The sequence below is a fragment of the Pseudidiomarina sp. WS423 genome (assembly GCF_050750165.1).
Taxonomy (GTDB): Bacteria; Pseudomonadota; Gammaproteobacteria; order Enterobacterales; family Alteromonadaceae; genus Pseudidiomarina; species Pseudidiomarina fusca.
Genome location: NZ_JBOJLN010000008.1, coordinates 69,178 through 90,777 on the forward strand (window position 1 = coordinate 69,178; position 21,600 = coordinate 90,777).

The window sequence follows — 21,600 nt, forward strand, 5'->3', positions numbered from 1 at the left end:
TTTCAAGACCATCATGAGCTTTACAGGGCGACCAAGTAATACACATAGGCCAGCGCAAAACCAATCAAATACAATAACCCCAGCCAAGCATAAAGTCGCATTGCCAAGGATAAAGGTTTGCGTTGCGCTAACTTAAAGTTGAGCCAAGCAAAAAATGGCGTGGTTAGAAATGCCAACGTCATGGCAAAGGTTAGCATCGGGCCGAGCGCACTTTTAAAGTAAAGAATCACCAACATCCCAGCTATGGATTGGCCTACAATCCAAACGGTGAGTGATTCGCCAACGGTGGTCTCTTTGTTGCTCGGCGAGGCTGGCACCATGATACGAAAACTCTCACGCAGGGTACGGGCATAGCCATCGAGAACCGCTAGGGTGGTACCAAACATACACAGGAAGGCAATAGCTCCTACCAAGTATTCGGACCACTTGCCAATCGTTGCCCCGTACAAGCTAACAAACTGAGCAGCGAATTGGCTGCCGGCCATGGCAATAGGTTGAGCAGTGCCATATTGCACTAAGGCTCCCAACGCTAGGAACAAAAGCGCCAGCAAAGCCGTCACCCAATAGCCCAGGTTAAAATCAAATAAGCCGTGCTTGAGGGTTACCTGAATCAGTTTTTGTTTGCTGCGCAGCCATAATGAATTAATCGCCGACAGCTCAATAGGGACCGGCATCCAACCCATCATGGCTACTAAAAAAGCGATCGCCGCCAGGCTCCAGGGTGATGGCGCCACAAAGTCCGCAGGGGGCGGAGTGGCATTCACCAAGGCAATCACGACCGCAACCAGCGTAGCAAGACTCAAAATCGCCATGATCCATTTGGCGATGCGATCCAGCGCTCGGTACTGGCTACCCAATAATATCAGCCAACTGTTGACTAGAATCAACCAACACAAAACCGGCACCGATAAACTCGGAATAAATAACTGCAACAAGGTCGCAGTAAGTAACAACACCCCTGCGGTATTCACCACCGCCGCGATAACATTAAGCAGCGTAAAGGCCCATAAATACCATGGCCCTTGTCGATAATAGCCGCTGATCAGGCTTTCGTTGTGTTGCAAGGTATAAGACACAGCAAAACGGAAAAACGGATATTTAAGTACATTAACCAGCAAAATCACCCACCACAGCTGCCAACCAAACAAAGCCCCCGCCTGGGTTGAAGCAACTAAATGCGAAGCCCCAACTGCGGCGGCGGCCAAGATAACTCCTGGGCCTAGCGCCCGTAACCGTGATGATTGTGTGATCTGCGTCATGATAGGTATCTTATTATTATGCTAATGACTAGGGAGAATGACTGATAAGGATATTACCACCAATTGACCGAGCCTCAAGTTTGCTTCGTTGCAGCCATCTCCTAACTCACTTTTTTATTGGCATGACAGATCTGCTACCAACAGCTATACGTACTTATGGGCAATTAAATACTTTTTAGAGAAGTGCCATGAAAAAGCTTTCAGCAATCATATTACCCTTAGCGTTGTTAGCAGGAGCCAATTCGGCTGCACTGGCACAAGATAGCCAAGCAGCATTGGTTCCTTTGCCATCCTTAGATGATTTCACCAAAGGTCAAGATGGCTGGGCCATTGGCTTAGGTGCTGGGGTTGAATACGAGTCAGCATACGAGGGCTCAGATGAATTTGGTTTTGAACTAGACCCAGCAGGGGCCGTGCAATGGCGCCGTGGCAATGATATTTTCTACTTTGCGGGTGAAGCTATAGGTTGGCGCGGCTTACGTGCTGACACTTGGCTATTTGAAGCAACCATTGGTTTTGATGAAGGTCGTGAAGAAGCTGATTCTGACAAAGGCTACCTCAATGGCCTTGGCGATTCTGATGAAGGCGCTGAATTTGTGCTACAAGCACGCCGCGCCTTTGATGCCGATTGGCGTTACTGGTTAGACGGCCGTGTGATTGCCAGCGAAGATGGTAACCTAGGTATTTTTGGCGTAGGTACTCGCTTTGCTGATCAGCGAGACGGTACCGGAAATGAGTTGTCGCTAGTAGCCGTGTACCAAGATAGCGATCGCGCCAACCAAGATTTTGGTATCAACGCCGCACAAGCGGCTGCTTCTGGGTTAGCTCAAGCATCCTACAGTAGCGGTATGCGCTCAATCGGCTTACACTACAATTATCGTACTTATATCAACGAAAACTGGTTAGTCTTTGTTGAAGGGCTGTACGAACACTATGTTGGTGACATCAAAGACAGCCCAATCACTCGCAACGACTACGAAGCTGAGCTAGGCGTAGGTTTTATCTACATTTTCTAGTTCTCACACAAGTATTTGCTCATTTAGACGCAGCACTGTGATGTGCTGCGTTGTCTGTCTTAACAGGAGTTACCATGTCTTTAGATTTATCCCCGTTATTGCAACCCTTCAGTTGTAAAAGCTTAACCTTACGTAACCGCGTTGCAATGGCTCCCATGACCCGTAGTTTCGCACCGAACAATATCCCCAACCAAGCCATCGTAGACTATTATCAGCGTCGCGCAGCAGGCGAAATTGGCTTGATCATCACCGAAGGTGTCGAAATCAATCATGCTGGTGCCAGTGGCTTCCCTAATGTGCCGCAGTTGTTCGGCGATGCCGCGCTAGCAGGCTGGAAACAAGTGGTAGATGCGGTGCATGCGGCTGGTGGCCAAATCATTCCGCAATTATGGCATGTGGGTGCGGTTCGTAAACCTGAGCACGAAGGTGCGGCTCCGGCTTACAGCCCTTCTGGGTTATTTGCGCCAAGCAAACCTAGCGGCGTAGCTATGACTAAAAGCGATATTAAAGCTGCCATCGAAGCCTTTGCTGAAGCCGCTCGCAATGCCAAAGCAGTGGGTTTTGACGGGGTTGAAATTCATGGTGCGCATGGCTATTTGATTGACCAATTTTTATGGGAAGGCACCAACATTCGTGATGACGAATACGGTGGTTCGCTAGCGAATCGCGCTCGCTTCGCCGTCGAAGTCGTACAAGCGGTACGGGCTGCCGTTGGCGAAGATTTTGCTATTGTGTTTCGGTTCTCGCAATGGAAGCAACAAGCCTATGAGGCAAAATTAGCGGAGTCGCCAGAGCAATTAAAACAATTATTGGATCTTTTAGTAGCAGCTGGCGTGGATATTTTTCACGCATCAACCCGCCGTTTTTGGGAGCCGGAATTCGCTGGATCCGATCTAAACCTGGCTGGCTGGACGCAAAAACTGAGCGGTAAGCCTACCATTTCGGTGGGTAGCGTCGGCCTCACTGAAGATTTCATCAGCGGCACCTTTGCCTCTGATAAGCCGGCGGTAGAAAAGTCTGGTATTGACGAGCTGGTAAGACGCATGGGCAACCAAGAATTTGATCTGATTGCGGTCGGCCGGGCTTTACTGCAAGACTCTCAGTGGTTGGTCAAAATGCGCACCGGCAGAGCTGACGAAGTGGCAGCATTTAATAAAGCAGCGCTGCAAACTTTAGACTAATACCCAGCATAAACCTTCGTCTAAAGAGTGAAGTAAAGCATGGCAAAGCATCGAGTGGGATTAATGTGGTTTGAGCACGATTTACGAGTGCAAGATCATTCGTTGCTGCGCCTAGCTGCAACTGAAACAGACCAGCTGATATGCGTCTACTGCGTTAACCCTAAGTGGTTTAGTCCAAATCGTTATGGCTTACGCAGTATGGGCCAGCATCGTTGGCAGTTTTTACAGCAGAGTTTACGACAGCTACACCAACAGTTAGCACCTCTGGGCCAGCAACTGTTGGTAAGTTATCGTCCACCGCTAGAAACCATCGCCCGCCTGATTAGTCAATGTGGGGTTGATGTGCTGTACCGTAGTGAGCAGGCGGGCTATTACGAGCAGCAATATTGGGATATTGTGCGCCAGCGCTATCCGTTTTTGGATTATGTACAAGAGCATACTCACTCGCTGTTTGAACAAGCTCAGCTAGCGTCTTTGCTGCAGCCCTTTCCTAGCAGTTTTTCTAAATTTAGAAAGGCACTTGAACAAGGCGCGGCTGGTAACCGCCTCATTGATGCTATTGCTACGCCCTTGGCGGCGCCAGCAAGCTTACCACCGCCACCAGCACAGCTGGCTAAACTAGCTGCTAGTTTAGCGCCCTATACGGACTTGCAGCTGCCAACCACGCCGGCAGATACGGCTTTATTTGAAGGCGGTTGCGAAGCTGGCCTGACACATCTTCAAGCTTACTTTGCCGCTGCTCATGCGCAAACTTACAAGCAAACTCGCAATAGCTTAGATGAGTTTAGCCATTCCACCAAATTTTCACCTTGGTTAGCCAACGGCTCGCTCTCACCACGTCAAATATTAGCCCAGTTGCGGCTTCATGAAGCTCAGCAAGGTGCCAACGATAATACTTATTGGATCTTATTTGAGCTGCTGTGGCGCGAGTATTTTTACTGGTATGCACGCCATTATCAGCAGCGTTTGTTTGCTTTTGCCGGGATCAGCCAACGGCCATCGCGCACCAGTTTTTACGCCGGTAGATTTCAAAAATGGTGCCAGGGCAACCCCCCTTTTCCCATTGTGAACGCTTGCATGAAGCAGCTTAATGCAACCGGTTACATGTCCAATCGCGGACGCCAGTTGGTGGCTAGTTGTCTCGTACACGAGCTCGGATTGGACTGGCGCTACGGGGCTGCTTATTTTGAACAACAACTGGTGGATTATGAGGTGGCTGCCAATTGGGGTAATTGGCAATATCTAGCCGGAGTTGGCGCGGACCCTCGTGGCCATCGCTGGTTCGATTTAGCCAAGCAAACCGCCCAGTACGACCCCCAGCAAGAGTTCATCAAACGTTGGCAAGGCGACCAGTTTGATCACCAGCTAGATCATGTCGACGCGGCCGATTGGCCGCTGTCCTAGTTACTTGCTTAATGCTGCTGCAACCAAGGGTACAGTTGCTGGTGTAAGGGTTGGTCCATCATCATCATCACAAAATGATTGCGCTCAGCTACTTCGGTTACCTGAATCGATTCTGACTGCAACGGCGCAAAATAAGAATAAGGCGCAACCTTGTCGTGCTCACTGGCCAGAATCAAGGTAGGTACCTTTATCGCTGGCAACAACTGCAGCAGATCTAACTGTTCAGGCTGCAACTGTTTATGCGCTAGCGCGCTGTGAACGCCTTCTTTGATGGCTTCTTCGGTGACTATTTTACTGCTGCGTGCATGGGTTTTCTGGCTTACTTGCCAGGCAGCTTCAGCAAAATCACGCATAGGTGCAAATAACAGCATACCGCTAATATCATCACGGCGGCTCGCCACATGCGCCGCAGCAACTGCCCCCATAGAAAAACCAGTCAAATACAGCGGGTGTGGGCGCTCTCGTGCTGGCAGCGAGTTAATCAAGGTATCAATGATGTCGGCGTCTAGCACGCCAAACCCAGGCTCGTCATGCGATGAGGCACCATGCCCTTGCAGATCAGGTATCACTACGTGAAAGCCGAGAAAACGATAGTAGTCTGCCAACAGGTACATGGTTTCTTTGCTGCCACCAAAACCATGCAACAAGATCATAGTACCGCGACGAGCTTCTGGCACTTGTTCACGGTTTAGCTCTAGCTGATAGTTCACGGTTCGATCCGTAAAAGCCATGGTAAAGTCCCATGAGCTTTTGTTGGTCTCAGTCTTAGGCGGTGCATACAGATACCCCGTGCAGCCGCCTAAGTGAGGCATGCAGAACTGCCGCGATTCCATCCCCGCTTCGGCAATCACTTCAGGCATGGTGGTGGGCATACCAATCGGCTCAGCGCGTTGCAGTAATTGATATTCTACGTAGCTAGAACACCCTGATAACAAGGTTCCCATTAAGATAAAAACAACACTCGCCACGGTGAATTTACGCAACATCCAGAGCCCCTGATTCAATCGATTATTCAATAAGTAAGGCTCTGGATAATACCACTAATAATGCTAACGGCAACGCTATTGCGCCAGAGCCTGCTCTAAATCCGCCAAAATGTCATCAATATGCTCAATTCCTACACACAGACGAATCGCTTCTGGTTTAACCCCTACTTTGGCTTGCTCTTCAACGCTTAACTGGCGATGAGTCGTTGATGCTGGATGACAAGCAAGTGACTTAGTATCACCAATGTTAACCAAGCGCTTGAACAATTTCAGGCTATCGTAAAAACGTACTCCTGCGGCATACCCGCCGGCCACGCCAAACGTTAGCAGACTTGCTGGTAAGCCACCTTGAATGAGACGTTGCGCTAGTGGGTAATGCGGATGCTCTGAGCTGCCGGCATAATTGACCCAAGCCACCTGTGGATGTTGTTGTAAAAACGCCACCACTTTTGCGGCATTGTCACAATGACGCTGCATGCGCAGCTCTAACGTTTCTAATCCTTGTAGAATCAAAAACGCATTAAACGGCGACAAAGCTGCGCCTGTGTTACGCAGAGCTACGGTCCGTACCCGTGCGATAAATGCAGCAGGGCCAAACGCATCGGTGTACACCACCCCATGATAAGCAGGTTCTGGCTGACTGAACTGCGGAAACTTTGGCGCTGCCGCCAACCAATCAAAGGTGCCGCCATCAACAATAGCGCCAGCAATAGTGGTGCCATGACCGCCGATGTATTTGGTGAGTGAGTGCACCACAATATGCGCACCTAACTCAATAGGTTTACACAGGATTGGTGTGGCCACCGTATTATCAACCACCAACGGAATGCCATGCTCATTAGCCACCGCCGCTAACGCTGGAATATCTGCAATATTGCCGGCAGGGTTACCGATACTTTCACAGTAAATAGCCTTAGTATTAGCATCCACTAACGCCGCGACGTCAGCAGCTTGATCGCTTGCTGCAAAGCGCACTTCAATACCCAACGCCGGCAATTGATGCGCAAACAAGGTATAGGTTCCACCATACACTTGCGGGGTGGTAACAATATTATCCCCCTGCTTAGCCAACGTAATTAAGGCATAGTGAATGGCCGCCATTCCCGATGCCACCGCTAAGCTAGCGACTCCACCTTCAAGTGCAGCCAAGCGCTGCTCCAACACGTCCGTCGTCGGATTCATAATGCGCGTGTAAATATTGCCGGGTACGGCTAAATCAAATAAATCGGCACCGTGCTGTGCATCATCAAAAGCAAAAGCGGCGGTTTGATACAGGGGCACGGCAACCGCTTTGGTGGTTGGGTCGGCAGAAAAGCCGTGATGCAAAGCAAGAGTAGCTGGATGCTGAGTCGTCGTCATGGCAAACCTCAATTATAGACATTTAAAGTTCTAGATGTTTAGACGTCCATAATAATTGGATTTTACCAACACGCAAGTCTTTTTTATAAGCGCTTTAGCAATTCTAAAATATCGCTATGCACACCAGCAGCGGTTACTTCGGCACCGGCTCCGGGGCCCTGAATAATTAACGGATTATGCCAATACTGACGACTCCGAATCATAAAGTTTGCATTGCCTGGGGGTAACTGCGCATAGCTTGACGTAGCCGCAATTGGCTGCAACGAAGCCGCTGCTTGTACCTGCCCTTGCTCGTTCAAAGCCACGCTACCTAAGTAACAGAATTGTGTGGCCTCTGGGTAATGCTCAAGCCGCCAACGTTCGAAGGTATCATCGAGTATATGGCGCTGCTGCCAAAATTCCTTTAATGACAGTTGTCGCAGCGGCGGTGGTACCAGATTATGCACCTCGATATCCGCTAATTTCAGTTGCCAGCCGGCTTCACGCGCTAAGATCAGTAGTTTACGCGCTACGTCCATTCCCGACAGGTCTAAGCGCGGGTCAGGTTCGGTGAGGCCTTGCGCAGCAGCTTGCTGGAGCCAATCGCTGAGCTTATCGCCGGGGCGGTACTGCTGAAACACCCAACTTAGCGAACCTGAAAAATTGCCTTCCATCGCTTTTAGCTCATCATGGCAAGCCAAGCGTTCATTAATCGCTTTCTGAATGGGTAAACCGGCACCCACCGTAGTGTTGTAAAGCCAATGGCGCTGATAACGCTGAAGCTGCTTGATCACTTCTCGATAATAATCAGGGTGACTTGAGCCGGCGTATTTGTTGGCACTAATAAGATGAGCACCAGCCGCAATCCAAGCAGGATAGGCCCTACTGATAGCTTTACTCGCGGTTAAATCTAACACCACAACCTGCTGCCCTTGCTGCTGCAACCTCTGGATATGCGCCCGCACTTGATCCGCTGAATTGCCCTGATAAGGGTGCTGATACTGCCCCTGAGAAATATCGCTGTGAGCAACTTGCGCTAACGGCTGCGATAAACGCAAGCCTTGGGTATTCGCCACTGCGCTCACGTAGGCAACTGTTGGCAGATGTGGCGCAAACTGCTGCAGCCAAGTTTGACCAATATTGCCGCAGCCAACAACAATAATGGCTAGCATGATGCCTCCGCTAGGGCTTGCTGTAAAAACTGCCGCAGTAACTCAGCGTAGCGCTCGGTATCTTTGATAAAGCCATCGTGGCCATAACTTGAAGGCGTTATCCAACATCCCTGACAGTCGGGCAATTGCTTAGCAAATTCATGCAATACCGCAGGTGGTACCAGCTGATCACTGTCAAAACCCAGCAATAAAGTAGCTGCAGTGATACTGGCAGGATCAATTCGATAGTTATCTAACGCCGGCCCAAAAACTTCAAACAATTGCTGCGTACGAGGCAACGAGCGGGTTACCGTACGCAGTCCACGGCTTTCGATATAAGCCACCGCTGCTTGCGGATCCGGGTAAAACTGGTCCATGGCATCAGCACTACGATAGCTGAGCATCGCTAAGGCTCGAGCGAGCTGTGCCCCGCGTGCTGGCACGCCAGCGGCATCTCCTAGGCGGACCAATTCACGCTGAATATGTCTTAACATCACGGCCTGTGCGGTAGGGCGATGAGCCGCACCTATGATGGCCAAGTGTGGTACCGGTATTAACCCTTGGCGATGAATTTCCAGCCCAACTAAACCGCCGTAAGAGCCACCCACAATTGCCGCTAGTTCAGTGACTCCAAGTTGTTGCAAAGCGCTGGCACAAAGTTGTGCTTGCGCCGCAATCGAGGTCGGTGCCTCGGCTATGCTAGAGTCACCATTGCCACCGCCATAATCCAAGGTAAAAACACGCCAGTGATTGCTCTGAATGGCTGCAGCTAACCCTTGCCACCAACCATCACCCGCTGCGGTAATAGCATCACGGGTAGCGGAAATCCCGCCCAAAATTAGCAGCGCAGGAGCCGTCCTAGCACCGTATTCGTTAACGTAGAGTACCCCGTTTGGTAACTGACACTGGTGAGTTATGGCGACAGGCCATGGTGTGGATAACATACAAAGGTCCTTCAACTGCGATCAGGTAAACACCCATTGCGGGCTACTTTAACGCGGTTTTGGACCTTTATCAATATAGACGTTTAGACATCCATAAGTTATTTGAGTAATTGTAGCAGTAACCGCAGTTTCATCAGCTTTAGTCGAGTATCCTCACTCCAAGGCATACTGAAAGATAACCGTGTTTCTATCCACTTCTCAAAGGATCGGCGAGGTGAAATAGCCAGCTCACCTTGTTGCTCGTGCGGCTTATCAGGCCGTCCACCCCACGAAATCTGATAGGTTTCACAACTCCGCAACAGGTATAATTGAAACCCCTGCTGGCTCTGCGGCAATGCATTAAGCGCGGCAACGCCAGCCACTTCACTCAATTCAATAGCTGGTAACACACCGAGCAAGTTATCCGTTTGCCACAGCATTTCTTTGCTGTTTAAAAGCATCGTTTGCACCTGTTTGAAAGCATGGGGTTCTAGTTGTAGAGTACCTGCTGTGAATTGTTCGTTAGCATGCACCAATAGCACCCCTTGTAGCTTAAACTCTTTCATCAACCAGGCACTTAGCTGCGGCCAAACATCGCTGAAGCTCTCGGCACTATTGATTCGCACTTGGAGTTTATTCAACTGCTCTTGCATGCGCGCATGTAGATTCATCCGTTTACGCGCAGCAAACTCGCGCAACATAAGGTTAAATTGGGCGATCACTTCCCACAAATGTTGCATCACAGGTAAGGGAATTGCCTTAGCTTCAGCATCGTGTATAGAAAGTAACGCGGATAGCTCGTTACGCCCAATAATGGACCAGCTAACGGAGCTCATGACGCCCATATTGCGCATGTATTGAATATGAACCGGCGAGACACTGCGCAAATGGCTGTGAGTAAGGTCTGGGGTAAAATGCCCCATCACTGAAGCTGTTGGCGCACTGGCATCATAAATTGCCCGCCACGGCGTTTTTAAGTACAAGTCGCGAGCAATCTGTGGGATATCACTGGCTGGAAACCTTAACCCGAGGTAACTCCCCATGCCCTCACGTTGACAACTCTCGGCAATGACTTCGCCATCGCCCGAGGGTAGAAACTCGTAATACATCACTCGTTCAAAACCAGTCAGTTCGGCGATATAGTCAACTAACTGCTGCCGAACTGAATTGAGCACAGCATCACTCTCGATGCTAGGTGTCAACACCTTGACTGCTGACTGCAAGCGCACATGCGGCAAACTAGGGACCAATTCGATGGCCACATGTTGCTCATCAACTGCATTCAAAATAACGTCTAAACGGCTGTTAATCCCCTGTAGCTCATTCTCATAAAACTGCGTTGTGCCGTTAAAATTTTGGATCAGCCCTTCTAAAATTTCTGGTACCAAATGGCCCACCGAATGCTCATCAAAATCACTAATAAAATCGCTAATATTGCTTGATAAATGAGTGATCTGAATAGTCTTTTTGTTCGCAATCAGCAAGGCACCATAACTTTGAATGGCGCCACTCAAGTGCAGTTGTTCTTGCTCACAGGCTTGAATAAATCCACCGCTAGTTACCATTTATTTGCTTCCTTTCAATAGCTTCACAAAGTCATCCGCACTCATTGGCTTCGCCAATAAATAGCCTTGCGCATAGTCACAGCCGTAAGTCGCTAACCAATCTAATTGCTGTTTCGTTTCAACACCTTCAGCTACGGTACGAATATCTAAGGCCTGGGCCATCGCTAAAATGGCCTTAGCAATAGCTTCATCGTTGGCTTCTTGCGCTAACCCATCCACAAAGCTCTTATCGATTTTCAACTCGGCGAGGGGCAGCCGCTTCAAATAACTCATCGACGAATAACCCGTGCCAAAATCATCAATACTGAGCTGAATACCCGCATTGCGTAAGCGTTCAATATTGCCTAACTCAGAATTCCGTTGCGATACCAAAGTACGCTCGGTTAACTCAATCTGAATCATCAGCGAGTGCACTTTATATTGCTCCAACAAACGTAAAATCAGGTCAACATAACCCTCATGCTGAAAGCTCTTGGGCGACACATTTAAGGCCATCGCCGGATAATCAATACCTTGCTGCTGCCATTTGGCTAGTTGTCGAATCAGCTCGCTGGCTACATAAAAATCCACATCGACAATTAAATTACTTTGTTCCGCTACGGCAATAAAATCAGCTGGGCTAACTTGTCCTAACTCGTCATGATGCCAGCGCAATAAAGCTTCAGCGCCGACAATAAGATTAGGCTCAGCCACTTTAAATTTAGGCTGATAGGCCAGATACAAATCACCACGACGTAAGGCTTCGCGTAATTTGTTCTCAACATCGGCGTGGCGTAACAGCTGGGATTGCAACTCTTCTTTATACAATTCGTAGCGATTTCGACCGTTATCCTTGGCACGGTACATCGCAGTATCGGCTGCCTTGATCAAGGTGGTGGTATCCACGCCATCATCCGGATAGAGAGCGATGCCAATACTGCCGCTCATGTAATGGCGATGCCGTTGAATCACAAACGGCTGGCTTAATACCTCCAAGGCTTGCCGCGCTACGCGTTCGGCCGCACCCAAAGTGGCATCACCTAGCACAATGGTAAATTCGTCACCGCCTAAACGAGCGACTGTATCCACTTCTCGCACAACTGCCTTTAAGCGCTCTGCAGCCTGAATTAATAACTCATCACCGGCATCATGGCCGAGCGTATCGTTGAGGTTCTTGAAGTTATCCAGATCGATGAACAATAACGCCACTGCTGATTTATCTCGCTTGGCCACATCAATAGCATGACCCAAGCGGTCTTGTAACAAGGTTCGATTAGGTAAGGCGGTCAGACTATCGTGGGTGGCTAAATACTCAGCTTTGCGCTGCGACTCTTTTAAGTTAGAAATATCAGCAAACACTGCAACGTAAGCAGATCTGTCTAATTCTGGTGACTGGATTCTATTGATGGTTAACCACACCGCAACACTGCTAGCTGCCTCATCACCCTGCTGCATTAATGAGACTTCACCTTGCCAAAAGCCGGTTTGGCTGAGTTCCGTGGTTATCCTTTGTACTGCCTTTTCGGCATCACGTTCGCAATACACCAAGTTCCAAAAACAACTCTCTAGCGCATCAGCTTCAACTAATTGAGTTAAATGCTCAAACGCAGAGTTAACGGTCTGAATCAGCCCCTGTTGATCCATCACTACAATCGCTTCGCCCGCTTGTTCGTAAACTCGTGCGGCGATTTGTAATTGCTGCTCCGCTTTCTTGCGCAGCGTAATATCCTCAGCCTCGATTAAAATGGCATAGGCTTTGCCCTGCTCGTTCAACAACGCTTGATGCACGGTGCGATACACCTGCTGACCTTGCTGATTGTTTAAGTGATGTTCATGAGTAACCGACTTCAACGAGCGCACCGTACGCAAATCACACTCAAGCATAGAGGCGGCAAAATCGTGAGGAAACAAATCAAAGTCTGTTCGTCCTAATACGTCGTCTGCGGTTAGGTTAAACATGCTTTCAAAGCTTGGGTTAATCAGTGAGTACTCGCCGTTAAGGGATTTCAACGCCAATATCATGGTGGTATTTTCCATGATCTGCGCTAACTGATGTTGCGATGCCTGTAACTGCTCCTGAGTGCGAGTGATTTCGGTGACATCAATCAAGGTCACTAGCACCGCATACACGTCACCACGTCGATTAAGCCCTGGCGTGACTGTCACTTGTACCACCTCTTGCTGGCCTCGCACCACATGCTGGGCCGTATCACCCTCAGAGTAGGCTTGCTCAAACAACTTAATGGCGTCGTTCTGAATAAAATGAGGCAGCTTTAGCTTAGCAAAATCACGGCCTATCATATTTCCACGCAAAGCTAGTCGGCGCTGTGCTGCAGCGTTATAACGCAGTAGTTTGCCATCGGTATAAAACACCAACAGTGGAAATTCCAAAGCATCATAAACATGAGCATATTCATCGTTTAGAGCAATCAGCTCAGCTGTTTTTACGTTCAGTTCTTGGTTAAGACTAATCAGCTCTTCATTGGTAGCTTGCAACTCTTCGTTGGCGGCCTCGAGCTCTTCGTTGGTGGCCTGCATCTCTTCGTTAGAAGCTTGCATTTCTTCGTTTAAGCTTTGCATTTCTTCATTAGAAGAAGCCAGCTCTTCTACCATGGCTTGAAGATGCTCACGGGTCGCAAACAATTCGTCTTGCAACAGCTGCTGGGTTGCGGCTGAGTTACGGGTTAACTCTTGGGCTTGCTCACGCGCATTGGGCATAAAGGCTGGCAACACAGTGACCATAAATAACTTGGTTTGAGCGTGCGCTAGCGGCATCACCATCAATTGCCAGTGCTCTCCCGCCACATGGTGAGTCTGCCCCAACATACGCTCGGCAGTCCAATCGTAGTTACTAAGCAAATTACCAAGTTCAGTTCTAAAGCGGGGATGAATAATGTCTTTCAGCGCCAGCCCCTGCAACGCCTTAGCAATCGCGTTCAAGCCCACATCTGATAACGGCTGCTGCAATTCTACTGCGGCTAGTGGCAAATCGGTTAAGCGCTCAGCCGCAGGCCCCTGCTTAAAAAATCGGTCGACCCGCCCCAATGCCCGCAGCACCATGCCATCGGCTTGGCACACCACTGCTGCGGCGGGGACATTGCGCAACCAATGATGCAGATGGTGTAACAACTGCTCAGCATCAACCTTCATCAGATTACTGGAGTTTGGTTTGGCGCTGGTAGGAGCTTGGGTGAGCTCGGGCGTAACCGTCACCTCGGGCGATTTGCTGTAGAGCCGATCGCGGCGATGGCTGACACTGAAGAATTCTTCAGCGTGACTGATACTTTCAGAACGCCCCAAAAACAACACACCGTCATTAGCTAAAGCAAAATGAAAGCGTTGTAATACCTTGCGTTGTAGTTGTGGCGAGAAATAGATCAGCACATTGCGACAGGTAATAAAATCGACCCGCATAAAAGGCGGATCCGATACTAAATTGTGTTTAGCGAACACCACCATATCACGCAGCTTTTTACTGACCTCAAACTGATCGTTGTAGGGCTTGAAGTAACGCTCCAGCAAACGTGGTGGAATATCGGCTAGAGCTCCAGTTGGATACACGCCACGGCGGGCAATACGCAGGGCTTCTTCATCGAGATCCGTGGCAAAAATGACCACCCCGGGTGGCTGGTCAAGATGCTGCAGCGCCTCGGCGGCTAGCATAGCCACACTATATGCCTCTTCACCTGTGGCACAGCCAGCTATCCAAATCCGCAATTCTTGTTGTTGATGCTGCTGCAAATGCTGTTTTAACAAGCCATTGAAGCTTTCAAAAGCCTCTTTATCGCGAAAAAATGAGGTCACCGAAATCAGAATATCCCGCGCTAATTCATCTAATTCGGTGGCATGCTCTTGCAGTAAGTGTAAGTAATCTTTAACCCGCCCCGCACCCGTCGCTACAATTCGACGTTGAATGCGGCGCGCCATAGTACCCGTCTTATAACCACTAAAGTCGAGTTGTTTGCGTTCTTTTAAAAGCTCGACAACCCGCTCTAGAACCTGCTCCGAAATACTATTGTCATCGCTCAAATGCATGCGAATAAACTCTGGCATTTGTGCGGCTATCGCTGCTGGCGTTAAGACAAAATCAGCACAGCCCGCGTCAATCGCCGACTGTGGCATACCCGCATATTTGGCCGTAGCAGGGTCTTGCACAATGGTCACCCCGCCTTCAGCCTGAATCGCTCGAAGGCCTAAGGTACCATCGCTACCTGTCCCCGACAGCACCACCCCAATGGCACGGTCTCCCATTTCTTCAGCAAGGGTTTTAAAAAACATATTCACCGAGGGTTTGGGAGAGATTTCAGGTTTAACCGGCGTCAGCTCGATGCGACCGTCTTGGTAGATAGCATTACTATTAGGTGGCACCACATAGATGGTGCCACTACGGGGCTTGGTTGAGCGCTGCAAGGACATCACAGAAAGATTGGTTCCACGTGCCAAAATTTCGGGCATCATGCTTTTGTGGGTTGGCGATAAGTGCTGCAACACCACATAACACGCAGGCAGTTTAGCGTCCAAATCATGAATGAGCGCACTCACGGCTTCTAATCCACCGGCCGAGGCGCCAATACCTATCACAATCATGGGCTTTCCATGTGCTGCCATACGTCTCCTTAATTTTACTAGCCGTTGTTAACAGTTATATGCGGAACTTGGTATTTTGACAAATAATGCTGCGCATATTTAACAAATATTCTATCATTACTGCAGTCCAAGTTCGCACACTTAAATACGAACCCAACCTGCACCAACTTACTAACCGATGAGATTTTTGTCATGCCAAGTTTTGATGTTGTGTCTGAAATAGACAAAGTTGAACTGAAAAACGCCGTGGATAATGCCACCCGTGAACTCACTACACGCTTTGATTTTCGTGGGGTTCTAGCCACCATCGAGCAGCAAGAGTTAAACGTTACCTTAACTTCAGAGTCCGATTTTCAGGTACGCCAAATTCAGGACATTTTTAATAATCATTGCGCTAAACGTAACATTAGTTTAGCCGGCTGTGACATACCTGATGAACCTACTCACAGTGGTAAAACTTTTAGCTTAACCATCAACTTTAAACAAGGCATTGATCAGCCTTTAGCTAAAAAAATCACGCAATTAATTAAAGCCAGCAAAATCAAAGTACAAAGTTCTATTCAGGGGGACAAAGTGCGAGTTACTGGTAAAAAACGCGATGACTTACAAGAAGCCATTGCCTTGCTACGTCAATCAGACATAGAGCAACCCTTGCAATATGAAAACTTCCGTGACTGATAAGTCAGCACTGCCGCGCGACTGGCAAGACCTCATGCGCCAAGCCGACCAAGCTATGTATAACGCCAAAGCAGCGGGACGTAATTGCGTACATGTATGCCCGTTGCCCTGATGGCCAAATGATGATGCCAGCCATGCAAGCCGGGCCGGCTTGTCCATTATGTGCTGCAGTTGCCACTAAGCTATGTTACCAACAGGCAAAAGGCGCACTCACGGGGCGTCGCTATTGGCATTGCCAACAATGCCAATTAATCCATGTCGCAGCAGCCGATCAACTCACTGCTGAGCAAGAAAAAGCCGAATACGACTTGCATCAAAATAGTCCCGCAGATGTCGGCTATCGCACCTTTTTAGACCGCTTAGTGCAGCCGCTGGTAGCCCAACTGCAGCAAACTCATCAAAAGCCAGCACAAGGATTAGATTTTGGTTGTGGACCTGGCCCTACATTAGCATCCATGCTTAACGATCACGGTCATCACTGTGCCAACTACGATCTCTACTATGCCTATCAGCCGGAACTGTTACAGCACCAATACGATTTTATCACCTGCACCGAGGTGGTCGAACACCTCACCCAACCGGGCCTTGTAATGCAGCAATTGTTGGACTGTCTTAAACCCGGTGGCTGGTTGGCCATCATGACCCAACGCTGGACCGCACTAGAACGCTTTGCTGGCTGGCGGTATCGCCATGACCCTACCCATATCAGCTTTTTTCACGAGCAGACTTTTCGTTGCTGGGCACACCAGCATGGCTTGCAGCTTCACCTTCATCCGCGCGATGTTGTACTATTGCGTAAACCCTTAACGGATAAGCACCCATGACAGCAATTTGGCAACAACGACGTTCCGGTGGCCCGCAGCCACGTCCCGGTGATTTACGCACCGCTTGGCAGCGTGATCGCGCCCGCGTACTCCATTCAGCTGCGTTTCGTCGGTTACAGTCGAAAACCCAAATCATGAACGTGGGTGAAAACGACTTTTATCGAACGCGCCTAACCCACTCCCTTGAAGCCGCACAAATCGGCGCCTCACTGATCAATCAGTTGCAACAGGTCAGCGCGCCAGAATTAGCCGCTATGCTGCCTGATCTCAACTTAATGGAAACCCTTTGTTTAGCCCATGATATCGGCCACCCCCCGTTTGGTCATGGTGGTGAAACGGCGCTCAATTATAAAATGTTGGGGGCAGGTGGGTTTGAGGGCAATGGCCAAACGTTTCGAATCGTGGGCAAACTCGAAGCTTACCACCCGCAGCATGGGATGGATTTAACCCGCCGTACCCTGCTGGGGCTGTTAAAATATCCGGTTTTGATGCCGCCTTTGTCGGCGCCGCCGGCAACCTCGCAGCCAATCAGCCTGAGCCAGTTTAAGCCAGCAAAAGCATTGTTTGCATGTGATGCCGACCTGCTCGACTGGGTGTTAGACCCACTCAGCAACCAAGACCGTGAACTGTTCCAACAAGTGCAACAGTTACCTCAATCGCCATGGCAACGCTCACTGCACAAGTCTTTGGATGCGAGCCTGATGGAGCTGGCCGATGATATCGCCTATGGCGTGCATGATTTAGAAGATGCGGTGGTAACAGGCACCTTAAATGAAAGCCAATGGCATGGCCATCTTGACCAAATCTTGGTGCAGCTACCGAACGAGTTGGCAGCACTTATGCAGCAACTTGGCCAACAGCTTTTTGCCAACGAACATCATCTGCGTAAAAATGCCATTGGCGCTATGGTGAATATTTTTGTTACCGCAATTCGCTTAGAGCAGGTGCTAGAAGCAGCTGAGCAACCTTTGATTGCTTATAATGCAACCTTACCGGAGGCTGAACGCCTGTTACTCAATAGTTTGAAAAGTGTGGTGTTTGAGCATGTAATTAACGACCCAGCGATTCAGCAATTACGCTATCGTAGTCAGAACATGCTGCTAGATTTATTTACTGCTTTGCACACTGAGCCAGAGCGCCTGTTGCCACGCAATACCCGCACCCGCTGGTTACAAGCTGGCAGCCAAGGGGGCCCAACTGCTGCCGATCGTATTTTGTGCGACTACGTAGCCGGGATGACCGACGATTATGCAGAACGTATGTACCGCAATTTATTTATGGTTTAGCCAAGCCAGTAATTCTGGCAGCGGCAGTGGTTTGCAGAATAAGTAACCTTGCATGTAATCACAGGCGTAGCGCTGTAAATAAGCTTGCTCCGCCTCGGTTTCTACGCCCTCGGCTACGGTCGCTATGCCAAGCTCCGCGGCCATGGTTAAGATGCCTCGGGTGATAGCCGCATTGGCTGTATTCTGATGAATATTGTCAATAAAGCTGCGGTCTATTTTTAAACGTTGCGCTGGTATCCGAGTTAAATAGCTCAAGCTTGCATAGCCGGTACCAAAATCATCTAACGCTATGTCCAGCCCCAACTCGCGTAGTTGCTGCAAAATCTCAAAGATATGACTGCTATCGCGCATTAAGACATTTTCTGTAATTTCTGCCACCAGTTGCCCGGGACGTAAGTTATACGGCTTAATGATTCGCTCTACCGACTCAACAAAATCATCACGATAAAACTGCATCGGCGAGAAGTTCACCGCCACATGGGGCACTCCAGCCTCACGTAAGGTTTGGCTATCCATACAAGCCTGATTAAGTACCCACTCACTAATGGCGATGATTTGGCCGGTCTTTTCCGCTAATGGAATAAACTCTGCTGGCGAGATAAATCCCTGTTCTGGGTGCTTCCAGCGAATCAAGGCTTCCACCCCATGGATCGCCCCCTGCGCACTTACAATCGGCTGGTAGAACAACTCAAATTGTTGCTGCGCAATGGCTTCTTGTAACTGCGAACGGCGCTGAATTTGTAATTGTGCACCTTCATCAAACACTGGCGAGAACCACTGCAAACCGTTACTACCGCGGCGCTTAACTTCATACATAGCAACATCGGCGTGTTGAATCAGCTGATTGGGATAACGCACACTGCTGTCGTTAGTAGCAATCCCAATCGCCGCCGATAACGATACTTCTGCTTGTTCAAACACAAAGGGATGGAGGAACTGATCGAGCAATCGTTGCGCCAGCTGGGTTACTGCGGCAATTGAGGTTTGGCTCTGAACCACAGCAACAAATTCATCACCACCAAAGCGCGCCAGCAAGTCTTCTGCTGGTAATACGGCACGCAGACGCTGCCCTGTCTGCACTAAAATTTCATCACCAAACTCATGACCCAAGCTGTCATTGATAGGCTTAAAGCCATCCAAATCAATAAATAAAACAAAGACTGATTCTAGAGCTGCGGAGTCGTCGGCTAGCGCTTGCTGTAAACACTGTTCTAACATGCTGCGGTTGGGTAATCCTGTTAAAGGATCATGGCTGGCATGAAAAGCGAGGCTACGTTCCCGCTCTACCCGCTCGGTAATATCTGTTTGCACTCCAACCCAGTGGGTTAGTTCACCTTGGTCATCGCGTACCGGTGATAACAGTAATTCATTCCAAAACATACTGCCGTCTTTACGATAATTTTTAATCACCGTTCGAGCTTCAATTTGCTGAGCTATAGCAGCATCTATCTCGGCTATAGCAGCAAGATCCGTATCCGGACCGCGCAGTTTATCGCAATTATCCCCTAGCATTTCTGCTTCTGAATAACCGGTAATTTGAGTAAACGCTGGATTGACATAGATTAAGGGATAACCCGGTTTACGTGCATCACTGATCACAATGCCATCAGTGCTTGATTCTAAGCAACGGCGGAACAACACCAAGCGCTCTTCATCGTCGCGTTGCTGGGTTACATCTTTTGCAATCCCATGCACGCCCACAACCTGATGATTCACCTTCATCGGCATGTTGGTAATATTGAGGGTACGTAGCTGGCCCGCACTATTTAAAATGCGGATCTCATAGCGCTGCGGCTGCCCCGCCACAGCTGCGAGAAAATGTTCCTGAGTACGTTGTTTGTCTTCTTCAAGTACCACCACATCGTAGCGCTGGCCCAATATTTCGCGCTCAGAAGCTTGCACCAAGGCTTCACCAGCGGCGTTTAAACTAGTAAAACGCCCCTCTAAATCTAACGTAAACACTGCCTCTGGGTTGTAGGCAAACAATGAATTCGCCCGCTGCTCGCTGCGTTCGCGCGCCAAGCGTTCATGATGCTGTTGCATCACAAGGGCTAATAGCTCACAGCTACGTTCAATGATGGCGCGTTGTTGCTGATTAGGTAACCGCTCGCGCTCGGAGTAGACCGCAAGAGTACCCAAGAGCTGCTGCTGGGCGGTATACACTGGAAAGGACCAAACTGAGCTCAACTTAAACTGCTTAATTAATGGCATAAAGGCTTCAAATCGAGTGTCTTCATGCATCTTGGCAACCACCACCGGATGCCCTTGTGCAGCGGCCGTGCCACAGGCGCCCACACCGTTAGCAATAGGTAACATTTGCAAGCCATCAAACAAAGGTTTAGGTAGCCGCGCAGTCGCCACCGCACTTAAACTGGTGCGTTGCTCATTTACTACCATCACCGAAGCTAAACTAAACGGAATTTGTGATTCTAGCAGAGCACAAATTCGCGATAGTTTTTGCTCCAACGGTTGGTCCGTAGCAATACTGCTCAAAGTATCGTAGTTGGCCTGTACCCACTGCTTCAATAACCGTTGTTGATAACGTGCTCGCAACCAAAACCACAAGGCGCCAGCACCCGTAGCCATAGTGACTATGAGTAAGATAAAAATGAACAATAATAGGTTGTTTTCAATGGCTATCATTACAGTCAATGGCTTACTTAGTAAGGTTCAAGCTAGTTTGCATACTCGGCGCTCTTGGGTAGTCTTAATGGTGCGCCTAATGGCGCCTTTAGCTGCTCAATATAGCTATTAAATGCTTGTTGCGCTGCTTCAATCACATCGTCTGCGTCTGCCGCGGCAACCTGTTGTGCAAACAGCAAAAATTGCGACCACGCCTGCGGCGCAATCGAACGCGAAAAAAAACTACAAGGTGAGTTAGGTAATTGGCGTTGCAGGCGCTTGGCAATCACTGCCGCCCCTAGACGAGATCCTTCTAGAACATACAGCCAACCAACCAATGCTGGCAGCGAGCCGATGGCTACGGGTGCCATAGTCTCTGAATGCGCGAGCTCGGCTTGGTTCGTCATATTCTTCACGGCCGCCATTGTAGGAATGTCACATTGCAGTTTTATTAAATCATCATCAAGCCAAGCCAATCGGGCTTGCAAGGGATAGCCCAACCGCAACGCCTGCACGCCCTGCTGCACCGCCGCTTCTAACTGCTGATGAGCAGGGTACATGTGTTGTAGTATCTGCCGATAGCGCGCTTCGGTTAAATCCGCACTCATCAACTCCGACATCATGGTGTGTCGGTCTAAGTGGCTATGAAGTGCAGCAGTGGCTGTGCGTAGTTGCTCAAGTAAAGATGTCATTGTTTGGCGTACAAAATTCATCCTGTTTATGAAAGTAGCATGACAGAAACAGGCTATTCTGCCAATAAATTATTAGCTATAGTGAGTGACCGATAAAGATACCTAGTAA

16 protein-coding genes are annotated in these 21,600 nt (G+C 49.2%); 7 read left to right on the forward strand and 9 right to left on the reverse strand.

Going from position 1 to position 21,600, the window contains the following annotated elements; translation table 11 throughout:
- Positions 1-20: 20 nt before the first annotated feature.
- The gene (locus ACQ661_RS08475) at positions 21-1,259 is read right to left on the reverse strand and encodes an NRAMP family divalent metal transporter (protein ID WP_431668145.1); all 1,239 of its coding nucleotides are present in this window, start codon (positions 1,257-1,259) and stop codon (positions 21-23) included.
- Between the two features lie 188 nt (positions 1,260-1,447).
- Between ACQ661_RS08475 and ACQ661_RS08480 the strand changes: the two genes are divergently transcribed.
- The 3 genes from ACQ661_RS08480 to ACQ661_RS08490 all read left to right on the forward strand — a co-directional run bounded on the left by ACQ661_RS08480 (position 1,448) and on the right by ACQ661_RS08490 (position 4,860).
- The gene (locus tag ACQ661_RS08480; protein WP_431668146.1) at positions 1,448-2,275 is read left to right on the forward strand and encodes a MipA/OmpV family protein; all 828 of its coding nucleotides are present in this window, start codon (positions 1,448-1,450) and stop codon (positions 2,273-2,275) included.
- A gap of 74 nt (positions 2,276-2,349) precedes the next feature.
- Complete coding sequence (locus tag ACQ661_RS08485; RefSeq protein ID WP_431668147.1) at positions 2,350-3,456, forward strand: NADH:flavin oxidoreductase; 1,107 nt, start codon at positions 2,350-2,352, stop codon at positions 3,454-3,456.
- A gap of 39 nt (positions 3,457-3,495) precedes the next feature.
- A complete protein-coding gene (locus ACQ661_RS08490; RefSeq protein WP_431668148.1) occupies positions 3,496-4,860 on the forward strand; it encodes a DASH family cryptochrome in 1,365 nt (454 codons plus the stop codon).
- A gap of 8 nt (positions 4,861-4,868) precedes the next feature.
- On the opposite strand, the gene ACQ661_RS08495 is transcribed toward ACQ661_RS08490, so the two are convergent.
- From ACQ661_RS08495 to ACQ661_RS08520, 6 genes are all read right to left on the reverse strand, one after another.
- Positions 4,869-5,846, reverse strand: a complete 978-nt coding sequence (locus ACQ661_RS08495; protein ID WP_313933150.1) for an alpha/beta fold hydrolase — start codon at positions 5,844-5,846, stop codon at positions 4,869-4,871.
- A 75-nt stretch (positions 5,847-5,921) separates the two neighbouring features.
- Complete coding sequence (locus ACQ661_RS08500) at positions 5,922-7,205, reverse strand: O-acetylhomoserine aminocarboxypropyltransferase/cysteine synthase family protein (protein ID WP_313933151.1); 1,284 nt, start codon at positions 7,203-7,205, stop codon at positions 5,922-5,924.
- Between the two features lie 83 nt (positions 7,206-7,288).
- A complete protein-coding gene (locus tag ACQ661_RS08505; RefSeq protein ID WP_431668149.1) occupies positions 7,289-8,356 on the reverse strand; it encodes a hypothetical protein in 1,068 nt (355 codons plus the stop codon).
- Entirely contained in the window at positions 8,350-9,279 is a 930-nt protein-coding gene (locus ACQ661_RS08510; RefSeq protein ID WP_431668150.1) for an alpha/beta fold hydrolase, read from the reverse strand. Before ACQ661_RS08510 ends, ACQ661_RS08505 begins: the two co-directional genes overlap by 7 nt.
- A gap of 98 nt (positions 9,280-9,377) precedes the next feature.
- Positions 9,378-10,823, reverse strand: a complete 1,446-nt coding sequence (locus ACQ661_RS08515; RefSeq protein WP_431668151.1) for a hypothetical protein — start codon at positions 10,821-10,823, stop codon at positions 9,378-9,380.
- Positions 10,824-15,410, reverse strand: coding sequence for an EAL domain-containing protein (locus ACQ661_RS08520; protein ID WP_431668152.1), 4,587 nt, complete (start codon positions 15,408-15,410; stop codon positions 10,824-10,826).
- A gap of 171 nt (positions 15,411-15,581) precedes the next feature.
- Between ACQ661_RS08520 and ACQ661_RS08525 the strand changes: the two genes are divergently transcribed.
- The 4 genes from ACQ661_RS08525 to ACQ661_RS08540 are packed head-to-tail and all read left to right on the forward strand — an operon-like array spanning position 15,582 to position 18,177.
- Positions 15,582-16,067 (forward strand): YajQ family cyclic di-GMP-binding protein, encoded by a 486-nt coding sequence (locus tag ACQ661_RS08525; RefSeq protein WP_153826923.1) that lies wholly within the window; start codon positions 15,582-15,584, stop codon positions 16,065-16,067.
- On the forward strand, positions 16,060-16,179 hold the full coding sequence (locus ACQ661_RS08530; RefSeq protein ID WP_162014569.1) for a diguanylate cyclase domain-containing protein: 120 nt from the start codon (positions 16,060-16,062) through the stop codon (positions 16,177-16,179). Before ACQ661_RS08525 ends, ACQ661_RS08530 begins: the two co-directional genes overlap by 8 nt.
- On the forward strand, positions 16,160-16,891 hold the full coding sequence (locus tag ACQ661_RS08535; RefSeq protein ID WP_228759544.1) for a class I SAM-dependent methyltransferase: 732 nt from the start codon (positions 16,160-16,162) through the stop codon (positions 16,889-16,891). Before ACQ661_RS08530 ends, ACQ661_RS08535 begins: the two co-directional genes overlap by 20 nt.
- Positions 16,888-18,177, forward strand: coding sequence for an anti-phage deoxyguanosine triphosphatase (locus ACQ661_RS08540; protein WP_153826924.1), 1,290 nt, complete (start codon positions 16,888-16,890; stop codon positions 18,175-18,177). The genes ACQ661_RS08535 and ACQ661_RS08540 overlap by 4 nt, the downstream gene beginning before the upstream one ends.
- Here the strand turns inward: ACQ661_RS08540 and ACQ661_RS08545 are convergent.
- Together ACQ661_RS08545 and ACQ661_RS08550 are read right to left on the reverse strand one after the other, a co-directional pair.
- A complete protein-coding gene (locus ACQ661_RS08545) occupies positions 18,163-20,820 on the reverse strand; it encodes an EAL domain-containing protein (RefSeq protein WP_431668153.1) in 2,658 nt (885 codons plus the stop codon). The genes ACQ661_RS08540 and ACQ661_RS08545 overlap by 15 nt on opposite strands.
- A 32-nt stretch (positions 20,821-20,852) precedes the next feature.
- Entirely contained in the window at positions 20,853-21,491 is a 639-nt protein-coding gene (locus ACQ661_RS08550; protein WP_431668154.1) for a biliverdin-producing heme oxygenase, read from the reverse strand.
- Between the last annotated feature and the right edge of the window lie 109 nt (positions 21,492-21,600).

Excerpts from the sequence above, each read along its gene's own strand:
- ACQ661_RS08475 (WP_431668145.1), bottom strand. The coding sequence starts at position 1,259 with ATGACGCAGATCACACAATCATCACGGTTACGGGCGCTAGGCCCAGGA.
- ACQ661_RS08480 (WP_431668146.1), top strand. The coding sequence starts at position 1,448 with ATGAAAAAGCTTTCAGCAATCATATTACCCTTAGCGTTGTTAGCAGGA.
- ACQ661_RS08485 (WP_431668147.1), top strand. The coding sequence starts at position 2,350 with ATGTCTTTAGATTTATCCCCGTTATTGCAACCCTTCAGTTGTAAAAGC.
- ACQ661_RS08490 (WP_431668148.1), top strand. The coding sequence starts at position 3,496 with ATGGCAAAGCATCGAGTGGGATTAATGTGGTTTGAGCACGATTTACGA.
- ACQ661_RS08495 (WP_313933150.1), bottom strand. The coding sequence starts at position 5,846 with ATGTTGCGTAAATTCACCGTGGCGAGTGTTGTTTTTATCTTAATGGGA.
- ACQ661_RS08500 (WP_313933151.1), bottom strand. The coding sequence starts at position 7,205 with ATGACGACGACTCAGCATCCAGCTACTCTTGCTTTGCATCACGGCTTT.
- ACQ661_RS08505 (WP_431668149.1), bottom strand. The coding sequence starts at position 8,356 with ATGCTAGCCATTATTGTTGTTGGCTGCGGCAATATTGGTCAAACTTGG.
- ACQ661_RS08510 (WP_431668150.1), bottom strand. The coding sequence starts at position 9,279 with ATGTTATCCACACCATGGCCTGTCGCCATAACTCACCAGTGTCAGTTA.
- ACQ661_RS08515 (WP_431668151.1), bottom strand. The coding sequence starts at position 10,823 with ATGGTAACTAGCGGTGGATTTATTCAAGCCTGTGAGCAAGAACAACTG.
- ACQ661_RS08520 (WP_431668152.1), bottom strand. The coding sequence starts at position 15,410 with ATGGCAGCACATGGAAAGCCCATGATTGTGATAGGTATTGGCGCCTCG.
- ACQ661_RS08525 (WP_153826923.1), top strand. The coding sequence starts at position 15,582 with ATGCCAAGTTTTGATGTTGTGTCTGAAATAGACAAAGTTGAACTGAAA.
- ACQ661_RS08535 (WP_228759544.1), top strand. The coding sequence starts at position 16,160 with ATGTATGCCCGTTGCCCTGATGGCCAAATGATGATGCCAGCCATGCAA.
- ACQ661_RS08540 (WP_153826924.1), top strand. The coding sequence starts at position 16,888 with ATGACAGCAATTTGGCAACAACGACGTTCCGGTGGCCCGCAGCCACGT.
- ACQ661_RS08545 (WP_431668153.1), bottom strand. The coding sequence starts at position 20,820 with ATGATAGCCATTGAAAACAACCTATTATTGTTCATTTTTATCTTACTC.
- ACQ661_RS08550 (WP_431668154.1), bottom strand. The coding sequence starts at position 21,491 with ATGACATCTTTACTTGAGCAACTACGCACAGCCACTGCTGCACTTCAT.